The sequence below is a fragment of the Ochrobactrum sp. SSR genome (assembly GCF_030067775.1).
GTDB lineage: Bacteria > Pseudomonadota > Alphaproteobacteria > Rhizobiales > Rhizobiaceae > Brucella > Brucella teleogrylli.
Window position 1 is genome coordinate 2,017,237 of sequence record NZ_CP125969.1, and the last position, 24,060, is coordinate 2,041,296.

Below are 24,060 nucleotides of genomic sequence, written 5' to 3' on the forward strand. Positions count from 1 at the left end.
TCTAAATGAATGCCCAGACGGTCGTGCGCTTGACTTCGGAATCTTCCAGCGCACGCGTCACGGGCACCGTATAGACCGCAAGCTGCTCCAGCCGATCCTTGGGCAAATAGGCGCGGCCCGGATCCCCAACGATGATTTGAGCGCCGCGTTTCGCCAATTTTGCGAACCATGGAATAAGCCGGTCGGCCAGCGGCTTTTCATAGAAGACATCGCCCGCCAGAACCACATCCCAGCCGTGATCGGCGCCGATGAGATCGTCAAGGCTGGCCGTCACTGCAACGCCATTGGCCTTGGCGTTGATATCAATTGCGGGAAGCGCGAAGGGATCAATATCCGAAGCGACGACGCTTTTCGCGCCCGCTTTCATGGCCGCGATGGCGACAAGACCGGAGCCGGATGCAAAATCCAGCACAGTCTTGCTACGCACGGCTTCCGGATGGTCGAGAATATAGCGCGCCACGCCCTGACCGCCCGCCCAGGCAAAGGCCCAGAAGGGCGGCGGCAGGCCGATTGTGGCCAGTTCTTCCTCTGTCTTGTGCCAGAGGTCGTGCGCTTCGTCAGCCAGATGCAGGCGGATTTCCGGCACATGCGGCGGTGCTTGCAGGCCGGTATTGGCCAGAATGAAGCTGCGCGTGCTGGTTTCCGCCGGATCGAGCATCAGATATCTTTGGCGTCGAGGCCGCCCATGCGGCAAACCTCAATCCATTCATCTTCCGTCACGGGCTGAACGGACAAGCGCATGGAGGTGACAAGCGCCATATTCTCAAGCTTCGGGTTCGCCTTGACATCCTTCAGGGTGACCGGCTTCGGCACATCGCGAACAGCCTTGATGTCCACGCAATCCCAGCGCGGGTCGTCGGTGGTGCTGTCAGGGTGCGAAAGCGCGCAAACCTCGACAATACCGACCACTTCCAGCCCTTCATTGGAATGGTAGAAAAAGCCTTTGTCACCGAGTTTCATGGCGCGCATGTTGTTGCGCGCCAGATAATTGCGCACGCCATCCCATTGCTCGCCTTTTTCACCACGGGCCTTTTGCATTTCCCATGACCATTTGAACGGTTCGGATTTGAACAGCCAGTAAGCCATTGTGCGTTCCTCGGTAAGCGACTCAGGCGTTGGCGGGATTTTTGAACGACCAGTTCCACGGGCGCACGGTCACGTCCTGAAACAGACCAGCCTTCGCATAGGGATCGTTGGCGCCGATGGCTGCTGCTGCCGCCTTGTCTTCGGCTTCGACAACGAGAAGGCTGCCATTTGGCTTGCCATCTTCGCCAAGGAAAGGACCGGCAAACTTCAGCACATCGCCAAGGCTCGTAAGGTATTCGAGATGCGTCGGGCGCGTGTCGAGGCGCACCTGCAGATGGTCGGGCTTGTCGTTGCAAAGAAGTGCAAAAAGCATCGTCTGGTCCTCTAGTCTTCGGTCTTGAGTGGTCGGTTGATAAGGTTGATCACAGCCTCGTCGATGGTGATCTTTCCGCTGAGCAAAGCGCCAACCGCATCGATGATGGGCGCGGAAATGCCGTGCTTGTCGCACAGTTCCGCAGCAATCGGCGCGGTCGCGACACCTTCGGCCAGAGGCCGGTTGGTCAGGTCTTCGCCGCGACCAAGCGCGAGGCCGTAGGAATAATTGCGCGATTGCGAGGATGAGCATGTCAGCATCAGATCGCCGAGGCCGGAAAGCCCCATAATGGTTTCCGGCTTTGCGCCCATGGCCTGACCGATACGGCGCAGTTCGGCAAAGCCGCGCGTCACAAGGGCTGCCTGCGCGCTCGCACCATAACCGCGCCCGACAGCGGCACCCGCCGCAATCGCCAGAACGTTTTTCAACGCACCTCCGATCTCGACACCTTTGAGATCGGTAGTCGAATAACAGCGGAAAGCAGGACCTGAAAGAAGTGCAGCCAGCTGGTCAGCGGTGTCGGCATCCTCGCAGGCAACCGTTACTGCCGTTGGCAGGCCACGCGCAACATCGGTGGCAAAGCTTGGGCCGGATAGGGCGGCGATGCGGTGGTTCGGCAAAACTTCCGCCACCACTTCCGACATCAGGCGTCCGGTGCCGCGCTCGATGCCCTTTGCGCACAAAACGACGGGCGCGGATTGCGGGATGAGGCTGTTCAGTTCGGAAAGGCCTGCGCGCATGGCCTGTGCCGGGATCACGGCCAGAACGGCGTCAGCACCGGTTACAACGTCCGAAGCGCTGGCGCTGGCGTGGATACCAGCGGGCAGTTCGATGTCACCCAGATAGCGCGGATTGCGCCGATCATTGTTGATGGCTGCGACAGTTTCCGCATCGCGGGCAAAGAGCCATGCTTCGTGGCCACTGGTCGCTGCCATGGCGGCAAGCGCCGTGCCCCATGCGCCGCCACCGAGAACGGCGATCTTCGTGCGAGCACTCATGCCTTGGCTCCACGCCGTCCCGTGCCGATCAGCGGCGCGGATTTTTCATCGAGCGGCCAGCGCGAGCGCGGCGCGATGGCAAGCGAATCCGGAGCCTTGGTCGCGGCATGTTCTGCCCCGGCCCAGGCGATCATGGCTGCATTGTCGGTGCAGAGATTGAGCGGCGGCGCGATGAAGCTGAAGCCGTGTTTGGCGCAAAGCTGTTCCAGCGACGCCCGCAGGGTCTTGTTGGCGGCGACGCCGCCCGCAACCACCAGCGAAGGCGTTGCACAGTCGGGAAACTCTGTCTTGAACCGTTCAAGCGAACGCCCGACCCGGTCTGACAGCGTGTCCGCCACGGCTGCCTGAAACGAGGCGCAAATATCCGCAACATCCTGATCGCTAAGCGGCACCAGTTCGCTTGCTGTCTGGCGCACGGCGGTCTTGAGGCCCGAGAAGGAAAAATCGAGCCGCGCTTCGCCTTTCAGCGGGCGGGGCAGGGCAAAGCGTTTCGGATCCCCCTGAAGCGCCATGCGCTCAACCGCCGGGCCGCCGGGATAAGGCAGGCCCAGAAGCTTTGCCGTCTTGTCGAAGGCTTCGCCCAGCGCGTCGTCTATCGTGGTACCGAGACGCTCATAATCATTGAGCCCGCGCACCAGCACCATCTGCGTGTGACCGCCGGAAACCAGCAGCAGCAGATAGGGAAATTCGAGCTTGTCGGTCAGCCGCGCCGTCAAAGCGTGGCCTTCCAGATGGTTCACAGCATAGAACGGCTTTTGCGCGGCCATAGCGAGCGCCTTTGCCGTCATCAGGCCGACGATCAGCCCGCCGATGAGGCCGGGACCGGCAGTGGCCGCCACGGCATCCACCTCGTCGAGTTGCATATCCGCATCCTGCAAGGCGCGCGCGACCAGCCGATCCAGCGCCTCGACATGGGCGCGCGCGGCAATTTCCGGCACGACGCCGCCATAAGGCTCATGTTCGGCGATCTGGCTCAGAACCACATTGGACAAAATACGGCCTTCGCCCTTATCGTTGCGTTCAACGATAGCGGCGGCTGTTTCGTCGCAACTGGTTTCTATTCCAAGAATGCGCATTTGCGGTTAGACCCTGCCAGTCTCATATTTCTGATACGTCAAGCAACCCGGTACCATGGACGACGCGATATGCAAACAGCATCCTTGAAGATTGGCCCATTGAAGATTGGTACGCGCGGTAGCAAGCTGGCTTTGGCGCAGGCGCACGAGACGCGTCGCCGCCTGATGCAAGCGCATGGTCTGTCGGAAGACGCGATTGAAATCCTGCCCATGTCCACGGCGGGCGACCGCATTCAGGATCGCCCTTTGTCGGAAGTCGGCGGCAAGGGGCTTTTCACCGAGGAAATCGAACAGGCGCTGAAGGATGGCACAATCGATATTGCCGTCCATTCGACCAAGGATATGCCGACCGTTCTGCCCGAGGGGCTGCATCTTTCCGTCTTTCTTGAGCGCGAGGACCCGCGCGATGCTTTCATCGGCCGCACCGCCGGGCGATTCATGGATTTGCCGCAGGGGGCAATCGTCGGTTCGTCGTCGCTGCGCCGTCAGGCGTTGATCCGGCGTTTGCGCCCGGACATTCAGGTGGTGATGTATCGCGGCAATGTCGATACCCGTCTGCGAAAACTTGAAGCGGGCGAAGTGGACGGCACCTTTCTGGCTTGCGCCGGGCTCCGGCGTCTCGGTCTCGATGCGGCGATCACCGAACTGGTCGATCCGCTTGCCTTCCCACCGGCACCGGGACAAGGCGCCATTGGCATTGAAAGCCGCATCGGCGATACGCGCATCGATGCGCTGCTGGCACCGCTGGCGCATCGCGATACGCAAGTGGCGCTTGCCTGCGAACGCGCATTTCTGGGTGCGCTTGACGGCTCCTGCCGCACGCCGATTGCCGGTCTGGCGACGGTGGACGGCGACAACGTGCATTTCCACGGCATGATCCTGACGCCGGATGGCGCGCAAGCGCATGACGTGACGCTGGACGGCACGGCAGCGAACGCGGCTGCAATCGGCGTCGAAGCCGCCAGAACTGTACGTGCGGCTGCGGGTCCGCATTTCTTCACGGATTGGGACTGACATTGAACGGGCCGGGCGAAGCGAAAGCAGGCAGACGGGTTCTGGTCACACGACCGGAACCGGCAGCCTCGCAGACGGCATCCCGGCTTTTGCAAGCGGGTTTCGAGCCGGTGTTGTTGCCGCTCAGCCGCACGGTTTCGCTGGCGTTCTCGATACCGGGCATTCCGTTTGCAGCGCTGACAGTGACAAGCGCCAATGCTTTCCGCCATGTCGAGCGCGCCGTTCTGCCGTTACATCTGCCGCTTTTCGCGGTCGGTGAAGGCACGGCGCAGGCCGCGCGTGAGGCCGGTTTCGGCCAGGTGATCGAAGGCGGTGGCGATGCCGTCCGGCTTGCCGAAACGATGCGTCAGGCTCTGCCTGCGGGTGCGCGGGTTCTTTATCTCGCCGGGCGCGTGCGTCAGCCGGTATTCGAAGAGCGGATTGCCGCCGCCGGGATCGAAATGGCGGTTTGCGATGTCTATGACATTGAGCCTGTCGATTACACGCCCGATGCATTTCGACGCATTCTGGGGCAAGTGCCCGTTGCTGCCGTGATGCTTTATTCCGGCGTGGCGGCGGGGCAGTTTGTCGATGCGATGCGCAGGATCGAGCCACCTTTTAACGAAAACACCCGTTTTCTGTGTATTTCAGCCCGGGTTGCCGACAGGCTGCCTGCCGAATGGCAACAAAGAGCGCTGACCGCGGACCACCCGGATGAAAAAGGACTTTTCCGACTGTTTCCCAAACTTTGATTCTTTTAGACGCAACCTTCCTGCGACAGAAGATTTTATCTGTTAGAGTCACACCGAGTTACCGGCAGGCAATCGACGATTACGAGAGGACCCATGGCGAAATCCGGCACCCCGCGACATTCCAAACCGGCCCGCAATCCCGTGACGATCAATCTCGATCCGTCTGATGTAAAGCGTGTCGACGAACAAGCGGGAGCCAGGACGACACCGCCCGCCGAACCGGTCGGGAACTTTGCTCAGGCAACGACCGCCAAGCCCGCTGAAACGAAAGCCGAGCCGAAACCGGCTGCAAATGCCGCAAGGCCGCCCTTCACCGCTGGCGTAAAACCGGAAACGGAAAAGCCGGGCACGAGTTCGGGCACATCTTCAACCGTGCCGCCCGTCGGCAACTCCAGCCCGAAGCAAAGCACCGGCGCGTCGCATCTTCTGGCGGGTATTGCCGGTGGCGTCATAGCGCTTGGTGGCATGTTTGCGCTGCAATGGGGCAATGTCATTCCGTCGCCCGGCGCGCGCGTGACCGCCGAGCAACTGGCCGCGATGGAGCAGCAGATCTCAGAACTGCGCACCAACCCGACGCCCGCACCGCTCGACGCTGCGAGCCGCACGCAATTTGCCGATTTGCAGAAGAATGTTCAGGCCGCCGAAATCAAGGCGGAAGCGGTCGCAGGCACGCTGACGCAATTGCAGCAGCAGGTCGAGACATTGCCGCAGGCGAGTGGAGGCGCCGCTTCGGGCGATATCGAAGCGCTGACCGGGCGTCTCGACGCGCTGGAATCGAAATTGTCGGCGGCCCAGAATCAGGCGGATCAGGCTGCAGCCGGTGTTTCCGGTAATACCGGCACGATTTCTTCGCTGGAATCGAAGCTGACCTCCTTGCAGGCAACGGTCGGCGAAGCCGCCCGCCAGCCGGATGCAACAGCGCTGATTGCCGCCAATGCGCTGAAAACGGCCATCGATCGCGGCGGTTCGTTCAAATCCGAGCTCGAAACCTATGCGTCGCTGGCGCCACAGGAAAGTTCGGTCGAGGGCCTCAAGGCCTTTGCCAATACGGGCGTGCCGACCGTGGCGGACCTCAATGCCTGGTTTGGTCCCGTCGCCAATCGTATTGTCGCCACCGAAAACAAGCTGCCCGCCGATGCGGGCGTTTGGGATCAACTCGTTGCCAGCGCCAAGGGGCTGGTGAGTGTTCGGCCCGTCGCAGGCAATGTGGAAGGCGAAGGTGTCGGACCCACGACCGCACGTATGGAAGCAGCGCTTCATGCAGGCGATCTGGAGCGCGCCATCGGTGAATGGGAAAAACTCCCTGCCGATGCGAAAGCGGTGTCCGGAGAATTTGCGAACCAGATGAAAGTGCGGCGCGACGCCGACGCGCTGATCCAGCGTCTGGTTGCTGACAGCCTCAAGCCGAAAGCACCGGCAGAAGCGGGTGCCGCGGCACCGGCGGGCAATTAAGGGGGCGGGCCGATGCTGCGTGTTTTATTCTATCTGCTGATCGTTGTGGCCCTTGGTTTCGGCTTTGCCTGGCTGGCTGACCGTCCGGGCGAGCTGGATGTTGTTTTTGCAGGCAACCATTATAATGTGCCGCTGATTACGGCAGTCGCCGGTATTGTGGCTATCGTGGCGGCGATCCTGCTTTTGTGGTGGCTGGTAAAAAGCATCATCCAGTCGCCCTACACGCTGCGCCGCCATTTTCGCGCCCGCAAGCGCGACCGTGGATATCAGTCGCTTTCGACTGGTCTGATCGCTGCCGGTGCGGGCGATGCGGAAGCTGCGCGCCGCATGACCAAGCAGGCGGGCAAGCTGCTGAATTCCGATCAGGAGCCGCTCATCAAACTTCTGGAAGCGCAGACGGCGATGCTTGAAGGTCGCACGGACGATGCCCGCAAGGGCTTCGAGGCGATGTTGGAAGACCCCGAAACCAAGCTTTTGGGCCTACGCGGGCTTTATATCGAAGCGCAGCGCGTCGGCGCAATCGAGGCGTCCCGTCATTATGCTTCGGAAGCTGCCAAGCAGGCGCCGCAGCTCGAATGGGCGTCATCGGCAATGATGGGCCAATTCTGCGCCGACGGCGATTGGGATGGCGCATTGAAACTGGTCGAGGCGCGCAAACAGGCGCTGGCGCACAGCAAGGATACGGTGAAGAAGGAACGCGCAGCGTTGTTGACCGCCAAGGCCATGGCAACGCTGAATGTCGATCACGCCCATGCCAAGACTATTGCGCTGGAGGCAAACAAGCTTGCGCCCGATCTGGTGCCTGCCGCTGTCGTGGCTGCGCAGGCGCTGTTCACCGATGGCGATGTGCGCAAGGGTTCCAGGATTCTGGAGGCGGCATGGAAGCGTTCCCCGCATCCCGATATCGCTTCCGCTTATGTCTATGCCCGCGCAGGCGACACGGCGCAGGATCGTCTGAAACGCGCGCGGCATCTGGTGTCGCTGCGTTCCAACACTGCGGAAGGCAGTCTCGTTCTGGCGCGCGCGGCCTATGAGGCTGGAGATTTCAAGGCAGCCCGCGACAATGCCGAACAGGTGTTGCGGGCACGCCCGACCGAAAGCGCCTATCTGCTGCTGGCCGATATCGAGGAAGCCGAAACCGGCGATCAGGGCAAGGTGCGTCAGTGGCTCGCGAGAGCGCTCAAGGCGCCACGCGATCCGGCCTGGACTGCCGATGGTTATGTTTCCGAGCGCTGGTCGCCAGTTTCGCCGGTTACCGGCAGGCTGAACAGCTTTGAATGGAAAGTCCCGGTTGTCGAACTTGCGCCGGTTGTTGAGGCCGAAGAGCCGGAAATCAAAGGGCCTGTCCCGGATGTTAAACCGGCAGTGCCCGTGGTGGTGACGCCGCCGCTTCGCGACGCACCTCCGAAAGCTGCGCCGCAGCTTGATGTGGTGGAGGCCGAAGTGGTTGTGCCCGCCGCCGAGCCCGTGAAAGACGATCCGCCTGCGCCAGTTCTGAAGCGCGATGAAACTCCGCAACCGCCGCTTGATGGAACCTCGTTCGATGACGTCGAAGACGGAGAGGACAAGCGCGGTCATTTCGTGGTCGATGATCCGGGTGTGGATCAAAACAGCACACCGCGCAAGGTGCAGGGTGGTTTACGGCTGTTCTAAGCCAGTTCCACTTGAATAAAGCGTTGCTTAAAAACAACGCTGGCGACGTCATCTGCGTCGAACCGTCTTTCATGACGGTTTGTCGCGTTGCCTGCCGTATTTCCCCCGTTAGGTTCGCAAATATGCAGGTCGGCGTTTCCCTGGTGAGGCGCTTGAGCGTTAATGTGTCTCGCGAGGGTGAATGTTCGATCGTCTGTTGGAATTTTTGAAAGAACTGCCCGGCAACGGTTTTCGTGACCGCACGGGAAATATTTCCAACGATGATCCGAAACTTGCCGCCGCTGCCCTTTTGTTTCACATCATGGATGTCGACGGAGAAACACGCGAGAGCGAGCGCAAGAAGCTCGCCGCGATGCTGTCGCTGAAATATAATCTCAAGGGCGATGCGCTGAAGAAGCTCATCAAGGCCGCCGAGGCTGCCGATAGCGAAGCGATCGATTTTTCAAGCTTTACATCCGTTCTCAAGCGTCAGCTGGACTATAATGCGCGGCTCGATTTCGTGGGTCTGATGTGGGAAATGGTCTATGCCGATGGCGATGTCAGCGAAGTGGAAGCGGACGTGACATGGCGCATCGCCGAGCTTATCGGCATCCGCGAGGATGACCGCAATGCCCTACAGGCGCGGGTACAGATAGAAAAGGCGAGCCGTAGCTCGCCCTTTTGATCATCAAGTCCGGCCTTGCAGATGGCGGGCCTTGCGCAATTGCGGGAACATGGCTGCCCAGATCATCGCGACGGCGATGGAGCCGACGCCGCCAATCACCACTGCCGGAACCGCACCCAGAGCCGCCGCCATCAGACCTGCGCGGAATTCGCCCAATTCGTTCGACGCGCCGACGAAAACCATATTCACGGCATTGACGCGTCCGCGCACATGATCCGGCGTCCAGAGCTGCATCAGCGTTTCACGGATGTAGACGCTGATCATATCGGCAGCACCGGCCAGCGCCAGTGCGACGACGGAAAGCCACGTCAGCGTTGAAACGCCAAAGATGATGTTGAACAGGCCGAAAAGCCCAACGAAGACGAACATCACCCGGCCTGCATGGTCGCGGATCGGATGACCGGCCAGCCAGATCGCGGTCAACACCGCGCCAATGCCGGGTGCGGAACGCAACAGGCCAAGCCCCCACGGACCAAGATCGAGAATATCGCGCGCATAGATCGGGAGCAGCGCCACCGTGCCGCCGAGCAGCACCGCAAAAAGGTCGAGCGAGATCGCGCCCAGCACGATCTTTTCCTTCCAGATATAGCGGAAGCCGGCGAGCATGCTCGACAGGGAACGCTGTTCTGCAAGCGTATGCTGCTTCGGCTTTGGTATCGAGAAGGTGAGGACCGCAGCCGCGATCAGAAAGACCGTGGCAATGCTGTAGGCTGCGACCGGCGAGATGCCGTAGAGCAGGCCGCCCGCGACGGGGCCAACGATGGTTGCGACCTGCCAGGCCGACGAATTCCAGGATACGGCATTGGCAAAATCCTCGGTCGGAACAAGGTTCACCACCAGCGATGCCGAGGATGGCCCGAGGAAGGCGCGGGCGATGCCGAATAGCAGGAGGCTCGCAAATACGGTCGCTGGCTCGAATAGCCCCGCAAGCGTCAGTGAGAGCAGCAGTCCTGTGACGACAGCTTCCAGAACCAGCGACAGGCCCATGATCAAGCGCCTGCCGAAACGGTCAGCCGTGGCCCCGGTTACGAGAACGAGCAGCAATGCAGGCAGAAACTGCATCAGCCCCACCATGCCCAGATTGAAGGCATCGCGGGTCTGGTCATAGATTTGCCAGCCGACCGAAACGCTGACGATCTGCACCGCAAAGGCGCTCAGAAAGCGTGCGCCCCAGTATTTTTTAAAAGATGAGTGGCGAAAAGCTGCGTAACGATCAGCAGAAGAAGCATCGGTTGAGGGAGACATTGCTCAAAACATCGCGAGGAAAGATAGGGGTTACTTACAGCATCCTTCCCATGATCGGAATCACTTTTTGGTGGCAATTGTGTCGGCAATTCCCGAAGCGGAAAGGACTTCAAGAAAAAGGGCGAAAAAAAAGGCCGACATGACGTCGGCCTAGTCGATCCGGGAGGGCGGATCAATCCTTGCCAAGCAGGCCTTTCCAGATGATCGCGCCGAGCGCTGCACCGATCAGCGGAGCAACCCAGAACAGCCAGAGCTGGCTGAGTGCAGCCGTTTCAGCGAAGAGCGCAACGCCGGTGGAGCGAGCCGGGTTAACCGACGTATTGGTCACCGGGATCGAGATCAGGTGGATCAGCGTCAGGCCGAGACCGATCGCGATGGGGGCAAAGCCAGCCGGTGCGATCGACGATGTCGAACCCAGAATGATGATGATGAAGAACGCCGTCAGGACGATTTCGATCAGCAGGGCCGAGGTCAGGCTATAGCCGCCCGGCGACAATTCGCCATAACCGTTGGAGGCGAAGCCGCCCGCCGTGAAACCGCTTTTCCCCGAAGCGATCAGATAGAGCACTGCCGCTGCGACAATGGCACCCAGAACCTGTGCGATCCAGTAGGGGATAAGATCCTTTGCCGGAAGCCTGCCGCCGATCACGAGACCGAGCGAAACAGCCGGATTGAAGTGGCCACCAGAAATGCCGCCCACAGCAAAAGCCATGGTCAGGACGGTGAGACCAAAAGCAAAGGCGACGCCCAGGAAGCCGATGCCAAGTTCAGGAAAAGCCGCAGCGAGCACCGCGCTGCCGCAGCCGCCGAAAACCAGCCAGAAAGTTCCGAAAAACTCAGCCGATAGTTTATTCAACATGGAAATCCCCAAGGTTGGTGTAGTGAAACTGGCCGAATGCGAATCAGATATCCAAAACTATATCCCTGTCATATTCTTCCGGCAATATTGTTGAAAACAAAGAATGGCGTCTATGCTTTGCTTCGTAGAACTATTTTAAAAGTAAATATCGAAAATTACCCCAATTATATTGTTGTTATTCGATAATATGATTGATAAGCACTTGAATTGATTAATGTAAATCATGTGCCCTACGGCTGAAGCGAAGGGCGAGCAGCAATGGCGCCCCGGAGGGCGTTGTCACCGGTCGTCGGCTGAATGACGCAATTGCGGGGTTGCTTGACCGCTGACTTCCATAGCCGGGTTATTGCGAAGGGGGCTGCATGCGCGTTATAAGCGAAGAGTAGGCACGGGGCAGGCCCGTAACCGAAGAACAGCCATTTTCAAAGGCTGTCGTAGAGCAGACAGGGAGTTTGCGGTTTGAACATGCATCCTAAGACCAGAGGATCGAGAATCTTTTGGGGTATCGCCATGGCGGTGCCGCTGGTTTCCGCTCTTTCCGGCTGCACGGCGACCGCATGGACGGAAAAGGTCAAGATCGACACCACGCCGCTACCGACCGAATGCGCGGGATGGCAGAAGATCGATCTCAAGCAGCGCACCACAATGGTTCTGCTGCGTCAGGATCCCAAGCTTATTGTCGAGATCGATTCTCACAATCTGAAGGGACGTAATCTCGGCTGCTGGCAGTAAGCGATCCAGCTTTTGAAACACGCGTCGGGGCTCAAGCCGGACGCGCCATCCTGATATCGACCTTCTCGATTGTGCCGCGCAGGGCGGGCAGCATCGTCTCGAAACGGATGTTTCTGCCGGGTTCGATGCTTGTGCGCACCGGTTCCAGCAGGCGTTCACGCTTTTGTCCGTCACGATAGGTGATGCTGACGATCAGAGCCGGTGGCGGCTGCGTTTCGTGGCTGTCATTCCTGATGCTGGCGCCCACATTCAGCACATTGCCTTCGGCGCGCTCTGCGATATTGCTGGTGATGTCGGTCACTTTCAACGCGGAAACGAGCGGCAGTGATGGCGATACGCTGGCGACGGCGTCCGACGACTTGCCTGTCATGATCGTATAGCCGCCCGCCATCCAGAAGGCGGTCGTGGCGCAAAAGGCCACCAGAACCCAATAGGCAACACTGGGGCCGCTCGCGGTTTCCGTCGCAATCGCCGGGCGTTGCTGTTTGCGGAAAAGGCTGAACCCCGGCAGCACATGCGGCGTGGCTGGCTTTCGACGTTCCGGCAGCACAGTTTCGAATTCGGCGTCCTCGACTTCGACAGCGGGCGCGTGACGCCAACCGGCAGACGTCGAGGCACGCTTATGGGCGCGCGCATGGTCTGCGGCGGGGGATCGCTTCGCCATCATGAAGTCATCTTCCTTTGCGTTTGCTCACTCATTCCAGCCCCATAGGCTGCCGCAAAATGGTTAATGCTTCGCTCGCGAATATTTTAACGGCCGAAACGGGTCCGATTTAACGCAAGATTAACCATAGAGGGTAAAGGTCGAACGGGTATTGATGCGCGACGCGTGAAGGCTTCGCGCGCGCGAAGAACAAAGAGAAACTGACCGGTGATACGTTTCGAGAATGTCGGGCTGAGATATGGAATGGGACCTGAAATCCTGAAGGATGTCAGTTTCCACATACCGCCGCGTTCATTCCAGTTTCTGACCGGCCCTTCGGGTGCCGGGAAGACGTCGCTCATGCGGCTGCTTTTCATGGCGCTGAAGCCGACACGCGGATTGATCAACGTGTTCGGCAACGACGTGGCGCGTCTCGACCATAAGCAGGTGCCGCTGCTGCGCCGCCGTATCGGCATTGTGTTTCAGGATTTCCGTCTGCTCGACCACATGACCACTTATGAGAATGTGGCGCTTCCGTTGCGGGTGCGCGGCAAGGAAGAAGCCACCTATCGGCATGAGGTGGAGGAACTTTTGCACTGGGTTGGCCTTGGTGACCGGATGGGCGTTCTCCCGCCGGTCCTGTCCGGTGGTGAAAAGCAGCGCGCCGCGATTGCGCGCGCGCTGATCGACCAGCCGGAACTGCTGTTGGCTGATGAGCCGACCGGCAATGTCGATCCGCCGCTCGCCAAGCGCCTGCTGCGCCTGTTCACGGAGCTTAATCGCTCGGGCACCGCTGTCATCATCGCGACGCACGACCTTTCCCTGATGGATCAGGTCAATGCGCGCCGCATGATTCTGGAACATGGGCGGCTCGATATCTATGAATAAGCCCCGCAGTGGTCGCCTAAACGGCTGGCAGAAAATTCTGGATGACCTCAAGGTTCGTTTCGAAGACCTGAAGGACATGGTTCTGGTGCGGGTCGGCAAACGCCGACAGCGCAAGGGGCCAAGCCCCATCGTGCCCGATGGCAGCGTCACCGGCACGGCTTTGGTGACCGTTATCGCGATCATGACCTTTCTCGCCTGCCTGACCATGGGCGGCGTTTCGCTGGTCCGCGCATCGGCTGCCGCCTGGCAGAGCCAGATTGCGCGCGAGGCGACCATCCAGATCCGTCCGGTCGAAGGGCAGGATATTGAAAAGGCCTTGCAACAGGCGAGCGATATCGCGCGCGGCTTTGCAGGCGTGAAGGCGACGAACATCATCGACAAGGATGCTACGGCGCGTCTGCTGGAACCCTGGCTTGGCAGCGGGCTCAACATTGACGAACTGCCGGTGCCGCGCCTTGTCGTGGTGACCATTGACGAAAGCGCGCCGCCAGATTTCGGCACCATGCGCGCGGAACTGACCCGCGCCATACCGGCAGCCAGTTTCGACGATCACCGGACTTGGGTGGACCGGCTGGTGTCGATGGCGCGAACCACGGTTCTGGTCGGCACGGCAGTTCTTTCGCTGGTGATCGCAGCCACCATTCTCACCGTCATTTTCGCCACGCGCGGCGCAATGTCCGGCAATAGCCACATCATCGAGGTTCTGCATTTCATCGGGGCGGAATCGAAATTCGTGGCGCGTGAATTCGAGTGGCATTTCTTCCGCACCGCGCTGAAAGGCGCGCTGTTCGGCGGTGCCGCCGCCATGCTGGTTTTCCTGATCTTTTCGTGGTGGGCTTCCCGCCATATGGCGACGCCGGAAGGCGATCAGGCCGCGGCGATGTTCGGGAACTTCGCCATCGGTCGCAGCGGCTATCTCGGCGCCGCCGCCATCATCATACTGGTCAGTGTCCTGACCATGCTGACCAGTCGCCTGACGGTTATTCGCCAGCTCGCAACCATGGATGGTCCGGGAGTGCGCTCCGAATGACAATCTTTTGGCCCAATACGCTCCGCCGCTCGCAAATTCCTGGTAGTTTTCCGAGTTATCGCCGCAATGCTGCGTATGATAGCCAGAGGAACAACGGGCGGATCGCGCACGCATTGGGCGGCGGATACCGGGCGAGTAACGATGCGGTGGCAAAGGGACAAACAGCGGAAGAGATGCGAGCGGGCGCCGTGGTCTGGCGACGCAGCCCCCTGTTGTTGCCCCTTCATCCTTGCTGCTTGCGCCAGCCAGATTCCTGTGGTCTGTCATGATGCGCATGCTGAGACGTTTCCAACCCATTTCCATCGTACTTTTTGGCCTGCTTCTGGCTTTTCTCGTTGGCTTTGTCGCCTTCGGTGAGAAGGTGACGAGCATGACGCCGCCGGTGATCGATGAACCCGCCGACGCCATTGTGGTCCTGACCGGCGGTCAGTCCCGCATTCAGGCGGCGGTCGATCTGTTGCAGGAAAAACGCGGCAAGCGTCTGCTGATCAGCGGCGTGCATCCTTCCACGAATGAAAAATCGATACAGCGCGCCACCCATGCCGATCCGAGCCTGTTCGACTGCTGTGTCGATCTCGACCGTTCGGCACGCAACACCATCGGCAATGCCGAGGAAAGCGAACACTGGATTCGCAACAACGGTTATAACCGGGTGATCGTCGTGACGAACAATTACCATATGCCGCGCAGCATTCTGGAAATGTCCTACCGGATGAAGGACGTGGAATTCGTGCCCTATCCGGTGGTGAACACCGAGGGGCGCGGGCAAAGCTGGGTTGCCGAGGGTGACACGCTGCGCGTATTGTTCGTGGAATATGTCAAATATCTGGGCGCGGTCGTGCGCGTCGGTACGTCGGAGATTTTCGGCTTCGACATCCTGAACGGCGTCGCCGGTCAGAAAATCAATCGGTAACAAACAGCAAATTCCTGACAATCGGTCACTGTTTTCTGTATGGAAAACGGGGCAGTTCCTGATATACGAGTGCCCGAGATTTCGGAAAGCGAAGGTCTGACAGTTTTTCGAGATTGTGTCTCTCTCTACGGGACGTGCTCTAGCCGGGACATTCGCCGACACGATGCTTCTCTATCTGCGTTCAATCCTCTTCAATGCGGCGTTTTACATCTGCACGCTGGTTCAGATGATCGTCTATACGCCGTTCTATTTCCTGCTGCCGCGCAAGAAGGCCTGGATCGTGCCGAAGCTGTGGGCGCGGGTCAATCTCAAGCTCCAGAAGATCATTGCCGGGACGGATTACGTCATTGAAGGTCTCGATAATATTCCAGAGGGCGCCTATATCTGCGCGCCCAAGCACCAGTCGGCCTGGGATACCTATGCGTTCCTGCCCTATCTGGATGATCCGGTTCTGATCCTGAAGCGCGAATTGATGCGCATTCCGCTGTTCGGCTGGTACGTCGCTAAAATGGAGATGATCCCGGTGGATCGCGGATCGCGCGTCAAGGCGCTGCATTCGATCACCAAGGGCGCGGAAAAGGCCATTGCCGAAGGGCGTCAGATCCTGATCTATCCTGAAGGCACCCGCCGCGCGCCCGGTGCGCCGCCGCAATATAAATACGGCATCGTGCATCTTTACGATGCGCTGAACCTGCCGGTCTTGCCGATTGCCCATAATGCCGGGCTTTACTGGCCGCGCCGCAAGTTTCTGCGCTTTCCGGGCACCATTCGGTGCCGCGTCCTGCCGCCCATTCCGCCGGGGCTTGAAAAGGAAGAATTTCTGCGCCGCCTGATCGAAACCACCGAAACGGCCTGCGACGAGCTTCTGGTTGCGGCAAGCCGCGACCCCAACCCACCCCCGATGCCACCGACAGCTGTGGACCGCCTGAAGGAACTGGGTGTTTCACCGCGCAGTTAAATGCCCGACATCCTTCCGGCTGTACATGAGCTAAACGACAATTAGTCGCGTTTTATTGAACTTTCGTTTTTCTTGCACGGAAACATGAAACCCGTTATCAGAGCGCGACACGAAAGGACCCATCATGAATATTGATGCCATTTCCATCGGAACCAATCCTCCCGAAGACGTCAACGTCATCATCGAAGTTCCGGTCGGCGGCCAGCCGATCAAGTACGAGATGGACAAGAAGTCCGGGGCTCTGATCGTTGACCGTTTTCTCTACACGCCGATGACCTATCCGGGCAATTACGGTTTCGTACCGCACACGCTCTCGGAAGACGGCGATCCGATCGACGTTCTCGTCTGCAACACCCGTCCGCTGGTGCCGGGTTCTGTGATCAATGTCCGCCCGATCGGCGTTCTGGTCATGGAAGACAATTCCGGCAAGGACGAAAAGATCATCGCCGTTCCGTCGCCGCACCTGACGCGCCGTTACGAGAAGATCCACGACTATACCGATATGCCGGAAATCACGCTGAAGCAGATCGCGCATTTCTTCGAGCATTACAAGGATCTGGAACCCGGCAAGTGGGTCAAGATCGGTGACTGGGGCGATGAAGACTACGCTCGCAAGTTCATCGTTGAAGCGATCGAACGCGCCAAGGGCAAGTAATCGCCTGTTTCATGAGTTGAGTTCAAAACAAAAGCGCCCGATGATCCATCGGGCGCTTTTGTTTTTGGTGTTTGCTGTGCCGGTCAGAGGAAGAGCGGCAGCAGCGTCGTCCACATGAACTGGCGGATGAAGAAGATAATCAACAGCAGGACAATCGGCGAAATGTCGATGCCGCCGAGATTGGGCAGGAGATTACGGATCGGGCGCAGAACCGGCTCGGTTACCTTGTAGAGAAACTCTCCGACCGAGGCCACGAAGCGATTGCCGGAATTGACGACATTGAACGCATAGAGCCACGAATAAATGGCGCTGGCGATGATGATCCACGTATAGATGTCGAGCGCCAGGTCAATGGTGCGGAACAATGCTATCATGAGTGTCTGTCTCCTTGACGATTGGCCGAGATGTAGCGATTGCTTCGATTGAGGACAAGTGCCCGATAGGCTGCCGGCTCAATTTTCGTGCTTGAGGCACTGGATCGGCCCTTCTCTTTGCTCTGCCGGACAATGCCCTGATATGCCATCGGTGTTGCTATGCTTTGTAATAAATGGCAAGTGAGCTTAACAGTGCTGACCGGTGTTTGGCTGAACGGATAAAACGACAATGGATATTTCAGAAAATAGTCGCGATCCTTATAAGGACCGCAAAAGCATCGAGTTTTCCTTCCGTGCCAAACGGTTCGCCCATATCCGCAAATTGATCGAGGCGGCACTTGCCGAAAAGCCGGAAGGCGAAAAAGTTGAAATCCTCGATCTCGGCGGGTCGGAAAAATATTGGCTGATCGGCGAAGACTTCATCGAAGCCAACCGCGACCGCCTGCATTTCACGCTGATCAATCCTGAAAAGCAGGAAGAGAAAGATACGGGAACCTTCACGTTTCTGGTCGGCGACGCGACCGATCCGGCGCTTTTTGCGGGGCGGACTTTCGACGTGGTTCATTCCAACTCGGTTATCGAACATGTCGGCGACTGGGCGGCCATCACACGCTTTGCGGAAAATACCCGCAGGCTCGGCAAGCGCTATTACATGCAGACGCCCAATTACTGGTTCCCTTATGAGCCGCATTTCCGCTTTATCGGTTTTCAGTGGCTGCCGGTGGCGGTGCGCATCTGGCTGATGACCAAGATGCGGCTCGGCTTTTTCGAGCGTCAGAAAAGCGCCGACGATGCCCGTTTTCATGTGGAATCGATCCGGCTTTTGACCACGGGACAGGTGCGTAAGCTCTTCCCGGATGGGCGGATCGAATTTGAGAAGATTGCCGGACTGGCGAAGTCCATTCTCGCGATCAGGGATTGATCAGTCGAAATCACGCGGTGGGTGTGATTTCGCGGCAATCAGGCTGCCGACATGCTCAAGCGCGTGATCGCGTACGCGCATATCGCGCAGATGTTTCAGCGTGTTGGCGACATAGTCGATATTCGCGCCGGATTCGCCATGCGCGGATGCAACAATCGCAGCCGCGTCCTCGGCCTTGAGCGCGCCCGCATATTGCACATGGCGGCGGTCGGCCACATAGACCAGTCCCTGAACATCGCGCCCGTCATGGAGGCGCAGCCGTAACCTTTTTTCGTGGTAGACATTGTTCGACATTTCGCGTTCGCGCAGATAGACCATCACCTCGTCGGTCATCTCGCCCGGAACGCGGAACGCCATGCCAAGGCAGGAGCCGCCCGCGTCGAGACCAAGCACCAGTCCGGGGTGGTCGGGCGAGCCGCGATGAAAATGCGAATAGATGCACAAGCTGCGACGATAGCCGTGCAGGCGGGCGCGAACGGTCTCCACATGCGCGAAGCCGGGCCGCCACATTAGCGAGCCGTAGCCGAAAACCCAGAAATCACTCGTCCGCTTTGCATCGATATGGTGTGTCATGATGGTATAATATTTGCCGTCTTGTGACCGATTTCCATGGGTAATTGATGGATATCCCTCGTTTTTTCTGAAGCGCCACTTCACAAGACTCAATCCTGCCATAATATGGCCAAGAGTGAGGTTGAGCAAAACATTGTATCGAAAGATGCGTCGCTGGCGGCTCTGCTGCTTCTCAGGCTCAACTCTCTGACCGACATAAGGTTTTTCGATGGTGCATCCCGGGACGGAAGCTGGAACGAAACAACGGAAGTCCAGAAAGCGATCTATTGCGCTTGGCATTTTCCTGATCGTTCTCGTCGCTGCCTACACTGCCGGGTGGTTCTATGTGGCCGACCGCCTGCAAACGCGCGCCACCGCGGATATGGCAAAGCTGTCCGCTCAGGGCATTGGCGTGCGCTGCGAGGATCTGCGCACAAGCGGCTATCCGCTTCGTGTCAATGTGGTCTGCGACAGCATTTCCTGGCAGAAGCCCAGCGCCGGTATGGCCTTTCGCGCAGGGCGTTTCACCTCCGGCTCGCCGATCTATGCGCCGCGCTCGCTCAGCAATGATCTGACAGGACCTGCCTTTATCGAATTTCCGGGTCTTCAACCGCTTGAAGTGAGCTGGAGCCGGTTCAGCTCCAACACCCGGCTTGCCCGCCCATTCCCGACCGAGATTGCGCTTGAAGCGCGCGACATCGTGGTCGGTCGCCGCACGGAAACCACGACGACGGAGCCGCTCAGCAGTCTGGAACAGATGGATTTCAGCATGAGCGCCGTCGATGGCGCGCTGAAACTGGCAGGCCGCTTTGCCGGGCTGAAGCTTGCAGCCCCGGTGATCGGCAATGCCAAGAGCCCCGAGATCGACGGCGTTGCCGATATCGAGATTGCCGATGCTGCCACACTGCTGGCGTCGGGATCTTCCGACTTCAGCCAGCGTCTGCGCGGCCATAGCGGCACGATCCATCAGGCATTTCTCTCCATGCCCAATGGGGCGATGGTGACGCTGACCGGTCCGTTTTCCGTCGATGACAATGGGCTGATCAACGCCGATGTGAAGCTGACACTCGTCAATGCGCAATCGCTGGCGCAGGCTGGCCAGACGGTTTTCCCGGAGCAGGGCAGCAATATCGCCACCATCCTCTTCGCGCTATCAGCCATGCCGAAAGACGAAAACGGCAATCCCACGCTGGAGATTGCCGTTCGCAAGGGCAGAGCCAATGCCGGGTTCATTCCGCTTGGGCGGTTACCGGCGCTTTAGGGGAGTAAGGGAATAGGGGAATAGGGGAGTATGTTTTTACTGCCCTATCTATTGCCTTACTTCTTTTCGTTGGTGCGCGTCGCAGCATGACGGCCAAAGTCTGGCGCATCCACTTCCTGACCCGCATCGATAATGCCACGGCGCACCGCACGCGTGCGCGTGAAGAGGTCGAACAAGGCCTCTCCGTCGCCCCAGCGGATCGAGCGTTGCAGCGAGGCCAAATCTTCCGAAAAGCGTCCGAGCATTTCAAGGATAGCGTCCTTGTTGTGCAGGCACACGTCACGCCACATGGTCGGGTCTGATGCCGCCAGACGCGTGAAGTCACGGAAACCGGATGCGGAATATTTGATGACTTCCGATTTTGTCACCTGCTCCAGATCGCTGGCGGTGCCGACGATGTTGTAGGCGATGATATGCGGCAGATGCGAGACGATGGCCAGCACCAGATCATGGTGCTGCGGGTCCATATGGTCGAGCCGCGAACCGCAGGCCGTCCAGAAGGCCGTAAGCTTTTCCAGCGCCGCTTCATCCGTGTCGGGAAGGGGCGTGAGGATGCACCAGCGATTGTTGAACAGCTCTGCAAAGCCTGCGTCCGGGCCGGAATATTCCGTTCCCGCTAGCGGGTGGCCCGGAATGAAATGCACATTGGCGGGCAGTTCCGGCTGCATCTGTGCAATGACGGAAGCTTTCGTCGAGCCGACATCGGTGACGATGGCGCCCGGCTTCAGGCTGCCAGCGATCTGCTTTGCGACGGTGCCGGACGAACCGACCGGTACCGAGACGATCACCAGATCGGCTTCCCTGACCGCTTCGGCGCTGTCGGTGGTGTAGCTGTCGCCGAGGTTCAGTTCCTCGGCGCGCTTCAGGGTTTCGGCGCTGCGGGTTGCAATTGCGATATGGTTGGCAAGGCCTTCGCGACGGATGACGCGCGCCAGCGACGAACCGATGAGACCGATACCGATCAGCGCGATTTTATCAAAATGGATCGTGGACATTGATCTTACTTTAAAAACTCAGTGAGTGCGGCGACTACGCCGCGATTGGCTTCTTCCGGTCCGACGGTCATGCGCAGCGCGTTGGGGAAACCGTATCCGCCAACACGGCGCAGAATATAACCGCGCTTGGAAAGCCACTCATCCGCCTTGTCTGCCGAGTTTGCGGCGTCTTCGGGGAAATGGATCAGAAGGAAGTTCGTGACCGAAGGCGTCACCCGCAGGCCGAGCTTGGTGAACTCATCCGTCAGCCAGGACAGCCACTTGTCGTTATAGGCGACCGACTTTTCGACATGGTTGCGGTCGCGAATGGCGGCCGCACCGGCGGCAATCGCTGCCGAATTCATGTTGAACGGGCCGCGAATGCGATTGACTGCGTCGATCACATGGGCGGGCGCATACATCCAGCCGATTCGCAGACCCGGAAGGCCGTGGATCTTCGAGAAGGTGCGGGTCATCACGACATTCTCGTTCGACGAAACGAGTTCGAGACCGGCCTCATAATCGTTGCGGCGCACATATTCGGCATAGGCAGCATCGAGGATGAGAAGGACATGCTTCGGCAGGCCCGCATGCAAACGGCGCACTTCCTCGAAAGGCAGATAAGTGCCGGTCGGATTGGCCGGATTGGCGATGAAGACAACCTTGGTGCGCGGCGTAATGCCAGCAAGAATGGCATCCACGTCGATGCGCGCATTGCTTTCCTTCACGGTTACCGGTGTTGCACCGGCTGCCAGCGTCTGGATCTTGTAAACGGCAAAGCCATGCTCGGTGATGACGGCTTCATCGCCCGGCGCAAGATAAGTCTGGCAGAGCAGGCCCAACAACTCATCCGAACCATTGCCGCACAGGATATTGCCAATGTTCAGCCCTTGCGTTTCGGCAATAGCTTCACGCAGCGCGAGCGCCTGTCCGTCGGGATAAAGTTCCAGCTTTTCGCCCGCGTATCGATAGGCCTCCACCGCATGGGGGCTGGGGCCGATCGGGGTCTCGTTGGAGGAGAGCTTATAGACCTTGGCAACGCCTTCCACATGTTCCTTGCCGGGCACGTAGGCTGCGATGTTGAGCAGGCCGGCCTTGGGCTGGGGACGGGAAAGGTTTTGCTGATCGGTCATGATTTTGGCTCCGCCAAAAGAACAGTGTTGCTTTATGGGACGCTCAAGGGATTTGAGCCCCGATGCGACATAAACCGCCATGGGCGCGAAGTCGAGAAAAACCTTGTTTTATGGGGGTTGAGCAAATCCCGAAAAGTGCGAAGCGGTTTTCGGACAAGATGTGCGTCAGAGTAAATATGTAGAGCTGATCTAATGTAATCAGATGGGCTCTAGGCGTCAGACTCTTGTTTGGCCTTGCGCAGTCCGCTGACCGGGGTTCCAAGCACCGGCACGAAAACACGCCGCGACGAGCGCTGCGCAACCGGCAGACCCTGATAGAGACGTTTCTGGGCTTCCACCACCAACACGCCTGAGAAAAGCGGCCACAGCCGCCGCCCCAGACCTTCGATTGCCAGACAAGGCCGCATCATCCAGCGCCGCGTGGCGGGTGGGAAATGCAGGGCGTCGCTGACGGTGTTGACCGTGAAATTGGCTTCGCGCAGCAGGGTGGAAAGCTGGTCGCGGCTGTAAGGCCGCCCGCTGCCGAAAGGCGTATGTTCGAAGCGGGCCCAGACGCCACGGCGGTTGGGCACAACGATCACCAGCCGCCCGTTGGGCGCCAGTACGCGCCACATTTCCTTCAGCGTTTCCGGTGCGCTTTCGGCATATTCCAACGCATGGACCATCAGGATGCGGTCGATGGAGGAATCCGGCAGCGGCAATTCTTCATCGAAGACCAAAGCCGTGGTGGATTTGTCCGCCGAAGGCCAGGCGATCGCGCCCTGTCCGGCTGGCATGAAGGCAAAAGTGCGTTCCGTATCGGCGCTGAACCGGTCGAGATAGGGCAGGCTGTAGCCCATGCCGATGAGCCGTTCGCCCGGAACACGTTCCCAAAGACCGGCAATCGCCATGCGTATGGCGCGCTCGGCCAAATGACCAAGTGTCGTGTCGTAAAAGGAGCGCAGTTCGATAATGTCCGGATGCATGCGGGCACGCTATATCAAATCCTGTCATCGGGGAATGGATATAAGAGCCTGTTCCAAAAGTCGCCCTGTGTGGCTGCAAATGGCAATTTTCTCCATTCCGGTGCTCTCGTACCAATAGTACGCTCCGCTCCGGTACTCGAAAATCACCATTTTCGCACACACATGCCGCTTTTTGTTTCAGGCTCTAAGCCTGGGCTTGTTGACAGGCGGGGTGCATTTTCTTCAAACCGTGCTATAGAGCGTGCCTTCTGCAGGAAAGCGCATCCCGAAAAGCCTGAAAAGGCTTTCGGTGGCCCATAAGCAAAGCAAACGATCAGGAGAGAACCGGCAATGCCAGAAGTCGGCGGCAAGACGATAGAAATTCTATTCAGCCCGGAAGATATTGCCGGTCGCAATCTTGAACTGGCGAAGGCTATTGCCGAACGCAAGTTTCACAATCTGCTGACGATTTCCATTCTCAAGGGCTCGTTCATTTTCGCAGCCGACCTCATCCGTGCCATGCATGATGCGGGCGTGGAACCGGATGTCGAATTCATCACGGTGTCCAGTTATGGCAAGGGCACGACCAGTACGGAAGTTCGCCTGCTGCGCGATATCGACAGCGAAGTGCGTGACCGCGATGTGCTGCTGATCGACGATATTCTGGAATCTGGCAAGACGCTCAAATTCGTCCGCGAACTGATGCTGGAACGTGGCGCGCGCAGCGTCAGTATTGCCGTCCTGCTGGACAAGAGCGTGCGGCGCAAGGTCGATCTGGAAGCTGATTTTGTCGCCTTCGAATGCCCGGATTATTTTGTCGTCGGCTATGGCATGGACGTAGCCCATTCGTTCCGGCAGTTGCCCTATGTCGGACACGTCAAGGATTGAGCGGCAAATTCGTGATGCCGGGCTGCAAAGAGCGCTTTTCTGTGCGCCGGTGCTCACGTACCCTTAAGTACGCTCCGCTCCGTTGCTCGAAAATCACTCTTT

General features: G+C 58.9%; 26 protein-coding genes and 1 pseudogene. 14 read left to right on the top strand and 13 right to left on the bottom strand.

What is annotated here, in order from left to right; all coding sequences use genetic code 11:
- Position 1: 1 nt before the first annotated feature.
- From QLQ11_RS09485 to tsaD, 5 genes are read right to left on the bottom strand one after another with little or no spacing between them, the layout of a single operon-like run.
- The gene (locus QLQ11_RS09485; RefSeq protein WP_109369931.1) at positions 2 to 658 is read right to left on the bottom strand and encodes a methyltransferase; all 657 of its coding nucleotides are present in this window, start codon (positions 656 to 658) and stop codon (positions 2 to 4) included.
- The gene (locus QLQ11_RS09490; protein WP_109369930.1) at positions 658 to 1,086 is read right to left on the bottom strand and encodes an EVE domain-containing protein; all 429 of its coding nucleotides are present in this window, start codon (positions 1,084 to 1,086) and stop codon (positions 658 to 660) included. The genes QLQ11_RS09485 and QLQ11_RS09490 overlap by 1 nt, the downstream gene beginning before the upstream one ends.
- A 22-nt stretch (positions 1,087 to 1,108) precedes the next feature.
- Entirely contained in the window at positions 1,109 to 1,399 is a 291-nt protein-coding gene (locus tag QLQ11_RS09495; RefSeq protein ID WP_109369929.1) for a YciI-like protein, read from the bottom strand.
- An 11-nt stretch (positions 1,400 to 1,410) separates the two neighbouring features.
- Positions 1,411 to 2,397: an NAD(P)H-dependent glycerol-3-phosphate dehydrogenase gene (locus QLQ11_RS09500; RefSeq protein ID WP_109369928.1), complete on the bottom strand. Its 987-nt coding sequence runs from the start codon at positions 2,395 to 2,397 to the stop codon at positions 1,411 to 1,413.
- Positions 2,394 to 3,473: a tRNA (adenosine(37)-N6)-threonylcarbamoyltransferase complex transferase subunit TsaD gene (tsaD, locus tag QLQ11_RS09505; protein ID WP_109369927.1), complete on the bottom strand. Its 1,080-nt coding sequence runs from the start codon at positions 3,471 to 3,473 to the stop codon at positions 2,394 to 2,396. Before tsaD ends, QLQ11_RS09500 begins: the two co-directional genes overlap by 4 nt.
- A 69-nt stretch (positions 3,474 to 3,542) precedes the next feature.
- Here tsaD and hemC point away from each other — a divergent pair, with 69 nt between their 5' ends.
- The 5 genes from hemC to QLQ11_RS09530 all read left to right on the top strand — a co-directional run bounded on the left by hemC (position 3,543) and on the right by QLQ11_RS09530 (position 8,987).
- Positions 3,543 to 4,487 carry a hydroxymethylbilane synthase gene (gene hemC / locus QLQ11_RS09510; protein ID WP_109369926.1) on the top strand — a complete coding sequence of 315 codons (945 nt, stop codon included), beginning with the start codon at positions 3,543 to 3,545 and terminating at the stop codon, positions 4,485 to 4,487.
- A gap of 2 nt (positions 4,488 to 4,489) precedes the next feature.
- Entirely contained in the window at positions 4,490 to 5,218 is a 729-nt protein-coding gene (locus QLQ11_RS09515) for a uroporphyrinogen-III synthase (protein ID WP_109369925.1), read from the top strand.
- A gap of 93 nt (positions 5,219 to 5,311) precedes the next feature.
- Positions 5,312 to 6,670: a COG4223 family protein gene (locus QLQ11_RS09520; protein ID WP_109369924.1), complete on the top strand. Its 1,359-nt coding sequence runs from the start codon at positions 5,312 to 5,314 to the stop codon at positions 6,668 to 6,670.
- Between the two features lie 12 nt (positions 6,671 to 6,682).
- Positions 6,683 to 8,323 (top strand): heme biosynthesis protein HemY, encoded by a 1,641-nt coding sequence (locus tag QLQ11_RS09525; RefSeq protein WP_109369923.1) that lies wholly within the window; start codon positions 6,683 to 6,685, stop codon positions 8,321 to 8,323.
- Positions 8,324 to 8,504: 181 nt separating this feature from the next.
- Entirely contained in the window at positions 8,505 to 8,987 is a 483-nt protein-coding gene (locus tag QLQ11_RS09530) for a TerB family tellurite resistance protein (RefSeq protein ID WP_109369922.1), read from the top strand.
- Between the two features lie 3 nt (positions 8,988 to 8,990).
- On the opposite strand, the gene QLQ11_RS09535 is transcribed toward QLQ11_RS09530, so the two are convergent.
- Together QLQ11_RS09535 and aqpZ are read right to left on the bottom strand one after the other, a co-directional pair.
- Positions 8,991 to 10,232, bottom strand: a complete 1,242-nt coding sequence (locus tag QLQ11_RS09535; protein ID WP_109369921.1) for an MFS transporter — start codon at positions 10,230 to 10,232, stop codon at positions 8,991 to 8,993.
- 172 nt (positions 10,233 to 10,404) lie between these two features.
- Positions 10,405 to 11,091, bottom strand: a complete 687-nt coding sequence (gene aqpZ, locus QLQ11_RS09540; protein ID WP_109369920.1) for an aquaporin Z — start codon at positions 11,089 to 11,091, stop codon at positions 10,405 to 10,407.
- Between the two features lie 465 nt (positions 11,092 to 11,556).
- Between aqpZ and QLQ11_RS09545 the strand changes: the two genes are divergently transcribed.
- Positions 11,557 to 11,823: a hypothetical protein gene (locus QLQ11_RS09545; RefSeq protein WP_109369919.1), complete on the top strand. Its 267-nt coding sequence runs from the start codon at positions 11,557 to 11,559 to the stop codon at positions 11,821 to 11,823.
- A gap of 31 nt (positions 11,824 to 11,854) precedes the next feature.
- Here the strand turns inward: QLQ11_RS09545 and QLQ11_RS09550 are convergent, their stop codons facing one another.
- Positions 11,855 to 12,490, bottom strand: a complete 636-nt coding sequence (locus tag QLQ11_RS09550) for a hypothetical protein (RefSeq protein WP_109369918.1) — start codon at positions 12,488 to 12,490, stop codon at positions 11,855 to 11,857.
- A 240-nt stretch (positions 12,491 to 12,730) separates the two neighbouring features.
- Here QLQ11_RS09550 and ftsE point away from each other — a divergent pair, with 240 nt between their 5' ends.
- The 5 genes and pseudogenes from ftsE to ppa all read left to right on the top strand — a co-directional run bounded on the left by ftsE (position 12,731) and on the right by ppa (position 16,910).
- On the top strand, positions 12,731 to 13,354 hold the full coding sequence (gene ftsE / locus QLQ11_RS09555) for a cell division ATP-binding protein FtsE (protein WP_210261380.1): 624 nt from the start codon (positions 12,731 to 12,733) through the stop codon (positions 13,352 to 13,354).
- Positions 13,347 to 14,384, top strand: a complete 1,038-nt coding sequence (locus QLQ11_RS09560; protein WP_109369916.1) for an ABC transporter permease — start codon at positions 13,347 to 13,349, stop codon at positions 14,382 to 14,384. The genes ftsE and QLQ11_RS09560 overlap by 8 nt, the downstream gene beginning before the upstream one ends.
- A pseudogene (locus tag QLQ11_RS09565) lies at positions 14,381 to 15,297 on the top strand (YdcF family protein). Before QLQ11_RS09560 ends, QLQ11_RS09565 begins: the two are co-directional and overlap by 4 nt.
- 163 nt (positions 15,298 to 15,460) lie before the next feature.
- Positions 15,461 to 16,255, top strand: a complete 795-nt coding sequence (locus QLQ11_RS09570) for a 1-acyl-sn-glycerol-3-phosphate acyltransferase (protein WP_109369914.1) — start codon at positions 15,461 to 15,463, stop codon at positions 16,253 to 16,255.
- Positions 16,256 to 16,379: 124 nt separating this feature from the next.
- The gene (ppa, locus tag QLQ11_RS09575) at positions 16,380 to 16,910 is read left to right on the top strand and encodes an inorganic diphosphatase (RefSeq protein ID WP_078337519.1); all 531 of its coding nucleotides are present in this window, start codon (positions 16,380 to 16,382) and stop codon (positions 16,908 to 16,910) included.
- A gap of 83 nt (positions 16,911 to 16,993) precedes the next feature.
- On the opposite strand, the gene QLQ11_RS09580 is transcribed toward ppa, so the two are convergent.
- The gene (locus QLQ11_RS09580) at positions 16,994 to 17,284 is read right to left on the bottom strand and encodes a YggT family protein (RefSeq protein WP_109369913.1); all 291 of its coding nucleotides are present in this window, start codon (positions 17,282 to 17,284) and stop codon (positions 16,994 to 16,996) included.
- 229 nt (positions 17,285 to 17,513) lie between these two features.
- On the opposite strand from QLQ11_RS09580, the gene QLQ11_RS09585 reads away from it, so the two are divergent.
- Entirely contained in the window at positions 17,514 to 18,206 is a 693-nt protein-coding gene (locus QLQ11_RS09585; protein WP_109369912.1) for a methyltransferase domain-containing protein, read from the top strand.
- Here the strand turns inward: QLQ11_RS09585 and QLQ11_RS09590 are convergent, their stop codons facing one another.
- Positions 18,207 to 18,779: a gamma-glutamylcyclotransferase gene (locus QLQ11_RS09590; protein ID WP_109369911.1), complete on the bottom strand. Its 573-nt coding sequence runs from the start codon at positions 18,777 to 18,779 to the stop codon at positions 18,207 to 18,209. It lies immediately after the preceding gene.
- Between the two features lie 208 nt (positions 18,780 to 18,987).
- Here QLQ11_RS09590 and QLQ11_RS09595 point away from each other — a divergent pair, with 208 nt between their 5' ends.
- Positions 18,988 to 20,019 (top strand): DUF2125 domain-containing protein, encoded by a 1,032-nt coding sequence (locus QLQ11_RS09595; protein WP_109369910.1) that lies wholly within the window; start codon positions 18,988 to 18,990, stop codon positions 20,017 to 20,019.
- A 56-nt stretch (positions 20,020 to 20,075) separates the two neighbouring features.
- On the opposite strand, the gene QLQ11_RS09600 is transcribed toward QLQ11_RS09595, so the two are convergent.
- The 3 genes from QLQ11_RS09600 to QLQ11_RS09610 all read right to left on the bottom strand — a co-directional run bounded on the left by QLQ11_RS09600 (position 20,076) and on the right by QLQ11_RS09610 (position 23,091).
- Positions 20,076 to 21,014 (bottom strand): prephenate/arogenate dehydrogenase family protein, encoded by a 939-nt coding sequence (locus QLQ11_RS09600; RefSeq protein ID WP_109369909.1) that lies wholly within the window; start codon positions 21,012 to 21,014, stop codon positions 20,076 to 20,078.
- 5 nt (positions 21,015 to 21,019) lie between these two features.
- Entirely contained in the window at positions 21,020 to 22,126 is a 1,107-nt protein-coding gene (gene hisC / locus QLQ11_RS09605) for a histidinol-phosphate transaminase (RefSeq protein ID WP_283735964.1), read from the bottom strand.
- Between the two features lie 209 nt (positions 22,127 to 22,335).
- On the bottom strand, positions 22,336 to 23,091 hold the full coding sequence (locus QLQ11_RS09610; protein ID WP_109369907.1) for a class I SAM-dependent methyltransferase: 756 nt from the start codon (positions 23,089 to 23,091) through the stop codon (positions 22,336 to 22,338).
- 330 nt (positions 23,092 to 23,421) lie between these two features.
- Here QLQ11_RS09610 and hpt point away from each other — a divergent pair, with 330 nt between their 5' ends.
- On the top strand, positions 23,422 to 23,958 hold the full coding sequence (gene hpt, locus QLQ11_RS09615) for a hypoxanthine phosphoribosyltransferase (protein ID WP_124915119.1): 537 nt from the start codon (positions 23,422 to 23,424) through the stop codon (positions 23,956 to 23,958).
- Positions 23,959 to 24,060: the final 102 nt, after the last annotated feature.

Coding starts and splice junctions, on each gene's coding strand:
- QLQ11_RS09485 (WP_109369931.1), bottom strand. CDS start 658: ATGCTCGATCCGGCGGAAACCAGCACGCGCAGCTTCATTCTGGCCAAT.
- QLQ11_RS09490 (WP_109369930.1), bottom strand. CDS start 1,086: ATGGCTTACTGGCTGTTCAAATCCGAACCGTTCAAATGGTCATGGGAA.
- QLQ11_RS09495 (WP_109369929.1), bottom strand. CDS start 1,399: ATGCTTTTTGCACTTCTTTGCAACGACAAGCCCGACCATCTGCAGGTG.
- QLQ11_RS09500 (WP_109369928.1), bottom strand. CDS start 2,397: ATGAGTGCTCGCACGAAGATCGCCGTTCTCGGTGGCGGCGCATGGGGC.
- tsaD (WP_109369927.1), bottom strand. CDS start 3,473: ATGCGCATTCTTGGAATAGAAACCAGTTGCGACGAAACAGCCGCCGCT.
- hemC (WP_109369926.1), top strand. CDS start 3,543: ATGCAAACAGCATCCTTGAAGATTGGCCCATTGAAGATTGGTACGCGC.
- QLQ11_RS09520 (WP_109369924.1), top strand. CDS start 5,312: ATGGCGAAATCCGGCACCCCGCGACATTCCAAACCGGCCCGCAATCCC.
- QLQ11_RS09525 (WP_109369923.1), top strand. CDS start 6,683: ATGCTGCGTGTTTTATTCTATCTGCTGATCGTTGTGGCCCTTGGTTTC.
- QLQ11_RS09530 (WP_109369922.1), top strand. CDS start 8,505: ATGTTCGATCGTCTGTTGGAATTTTTGAAAGAACTGCCCGGCAACGGT.
- QLQ11_RS09535 (WP_109369921.1), bottom strand. CDS start 10,232: ATGTCTCCCTCAACCGATGCTTCTTCTGCTGATCGTTACGCAGCTTTT.
- aqpZ (WP_109369920.1), bottom strand. CDS start 11,091: ATGTTGAATAAACTATCGGCTGAGTTTTTCGGAACTTTCTGGCTGGTT.
- QLQ11_RS09545 (WP_109369919.1), top strand. CDS start 11,557: ATGCATCCTAAGACCAGAGGATCGAGAATCTTTTGGGGTATCGCCATG.
- QLQ11_RS09550 (WP_109369918.1), bottom strand. CDS start 12,490: ATGATGGCGAAGCGATCCCCCGCCGCAGACCATGCGCGCGCCCATAAG.
- ftsE (WP_210261380.1), top strand. CDS start 12,731: ATGGGACCTGAAATCCTGAAGGATGTCAGTTTCCACATACCGCCGCGT.
- QLQ11_RS09560 (WP_109369916.1), top strand. CDS start 13,347: ATGAATAAGCCCCGCAGTGGTCGCCTAAACGGCTGGCAGAAAATTCTG.
- QLQ11_RS09570 (WP_109369914.1), top strand. CDS start 15,461: ATGCTTCTCTATCTGCGTTCAATCCTCTTCAATGCGGCGTTTTACATC.
- ppa (WP_078337519.1), top strand. CDS start 16,380: ATGAATATTGATGCCATTTCCATCGGAACCAATCCTCCCGAAGACGTC.
- QLQ11_RS09580 (WP_109369913.1), bottom strand. CDS start 17,284: ATGATAGCATTGTTCCGCACCATTGACCTGGCGCTCGACATCTATACG.
- QLQ11_RS09585 (WP_109369912.1), top strand. CDS start 17,514: ATGGATATTTCAGAAAATAGTCGCGATCCTTATAAGGACCGCAAAAGC.
- QLQ11_RS09590 (WP_109369911.1), bottom strand. CDS start 18,779: ATGACACACCATATCGATGCAAAGCGGACGAGTGATTTCTGGGTTTTC.
- QLQ11_RS09595 (WP_109369910.1), top strand. CDS start 18,988: ATGGTGCATCCCGGGACGGAAGCTGGAACGAAACAACGGAAGTCCAGA.
- QLQ11_RS09600 (WP_109369909.1), bottom strand. CDS start 21,014: ATGTCCACGATCCATTTTGATAAAATCGCGCTGATCGGTATCGGTCTC.
- hisC (WP_283735964.1), bottom strand. CDS start 22,126: ATGACCGATCAGCAAAACCTTTCCCGTCCCCAGCCCAAGGCCGGCCTG.
- QLQ11_RS09610 (WP_109369907.1), bottom strand. CDS start 23,091: ATGCATCCGGACATTATCGAACTGCGCTCCTTTTACGACACGACACTT.
- hpt (WP_124915119.1), top strand. CDS start 23,422: ATGCCAGAAGTCGGCGGCAAGACGATAGAAATTCTATTCAGCCCGGAA.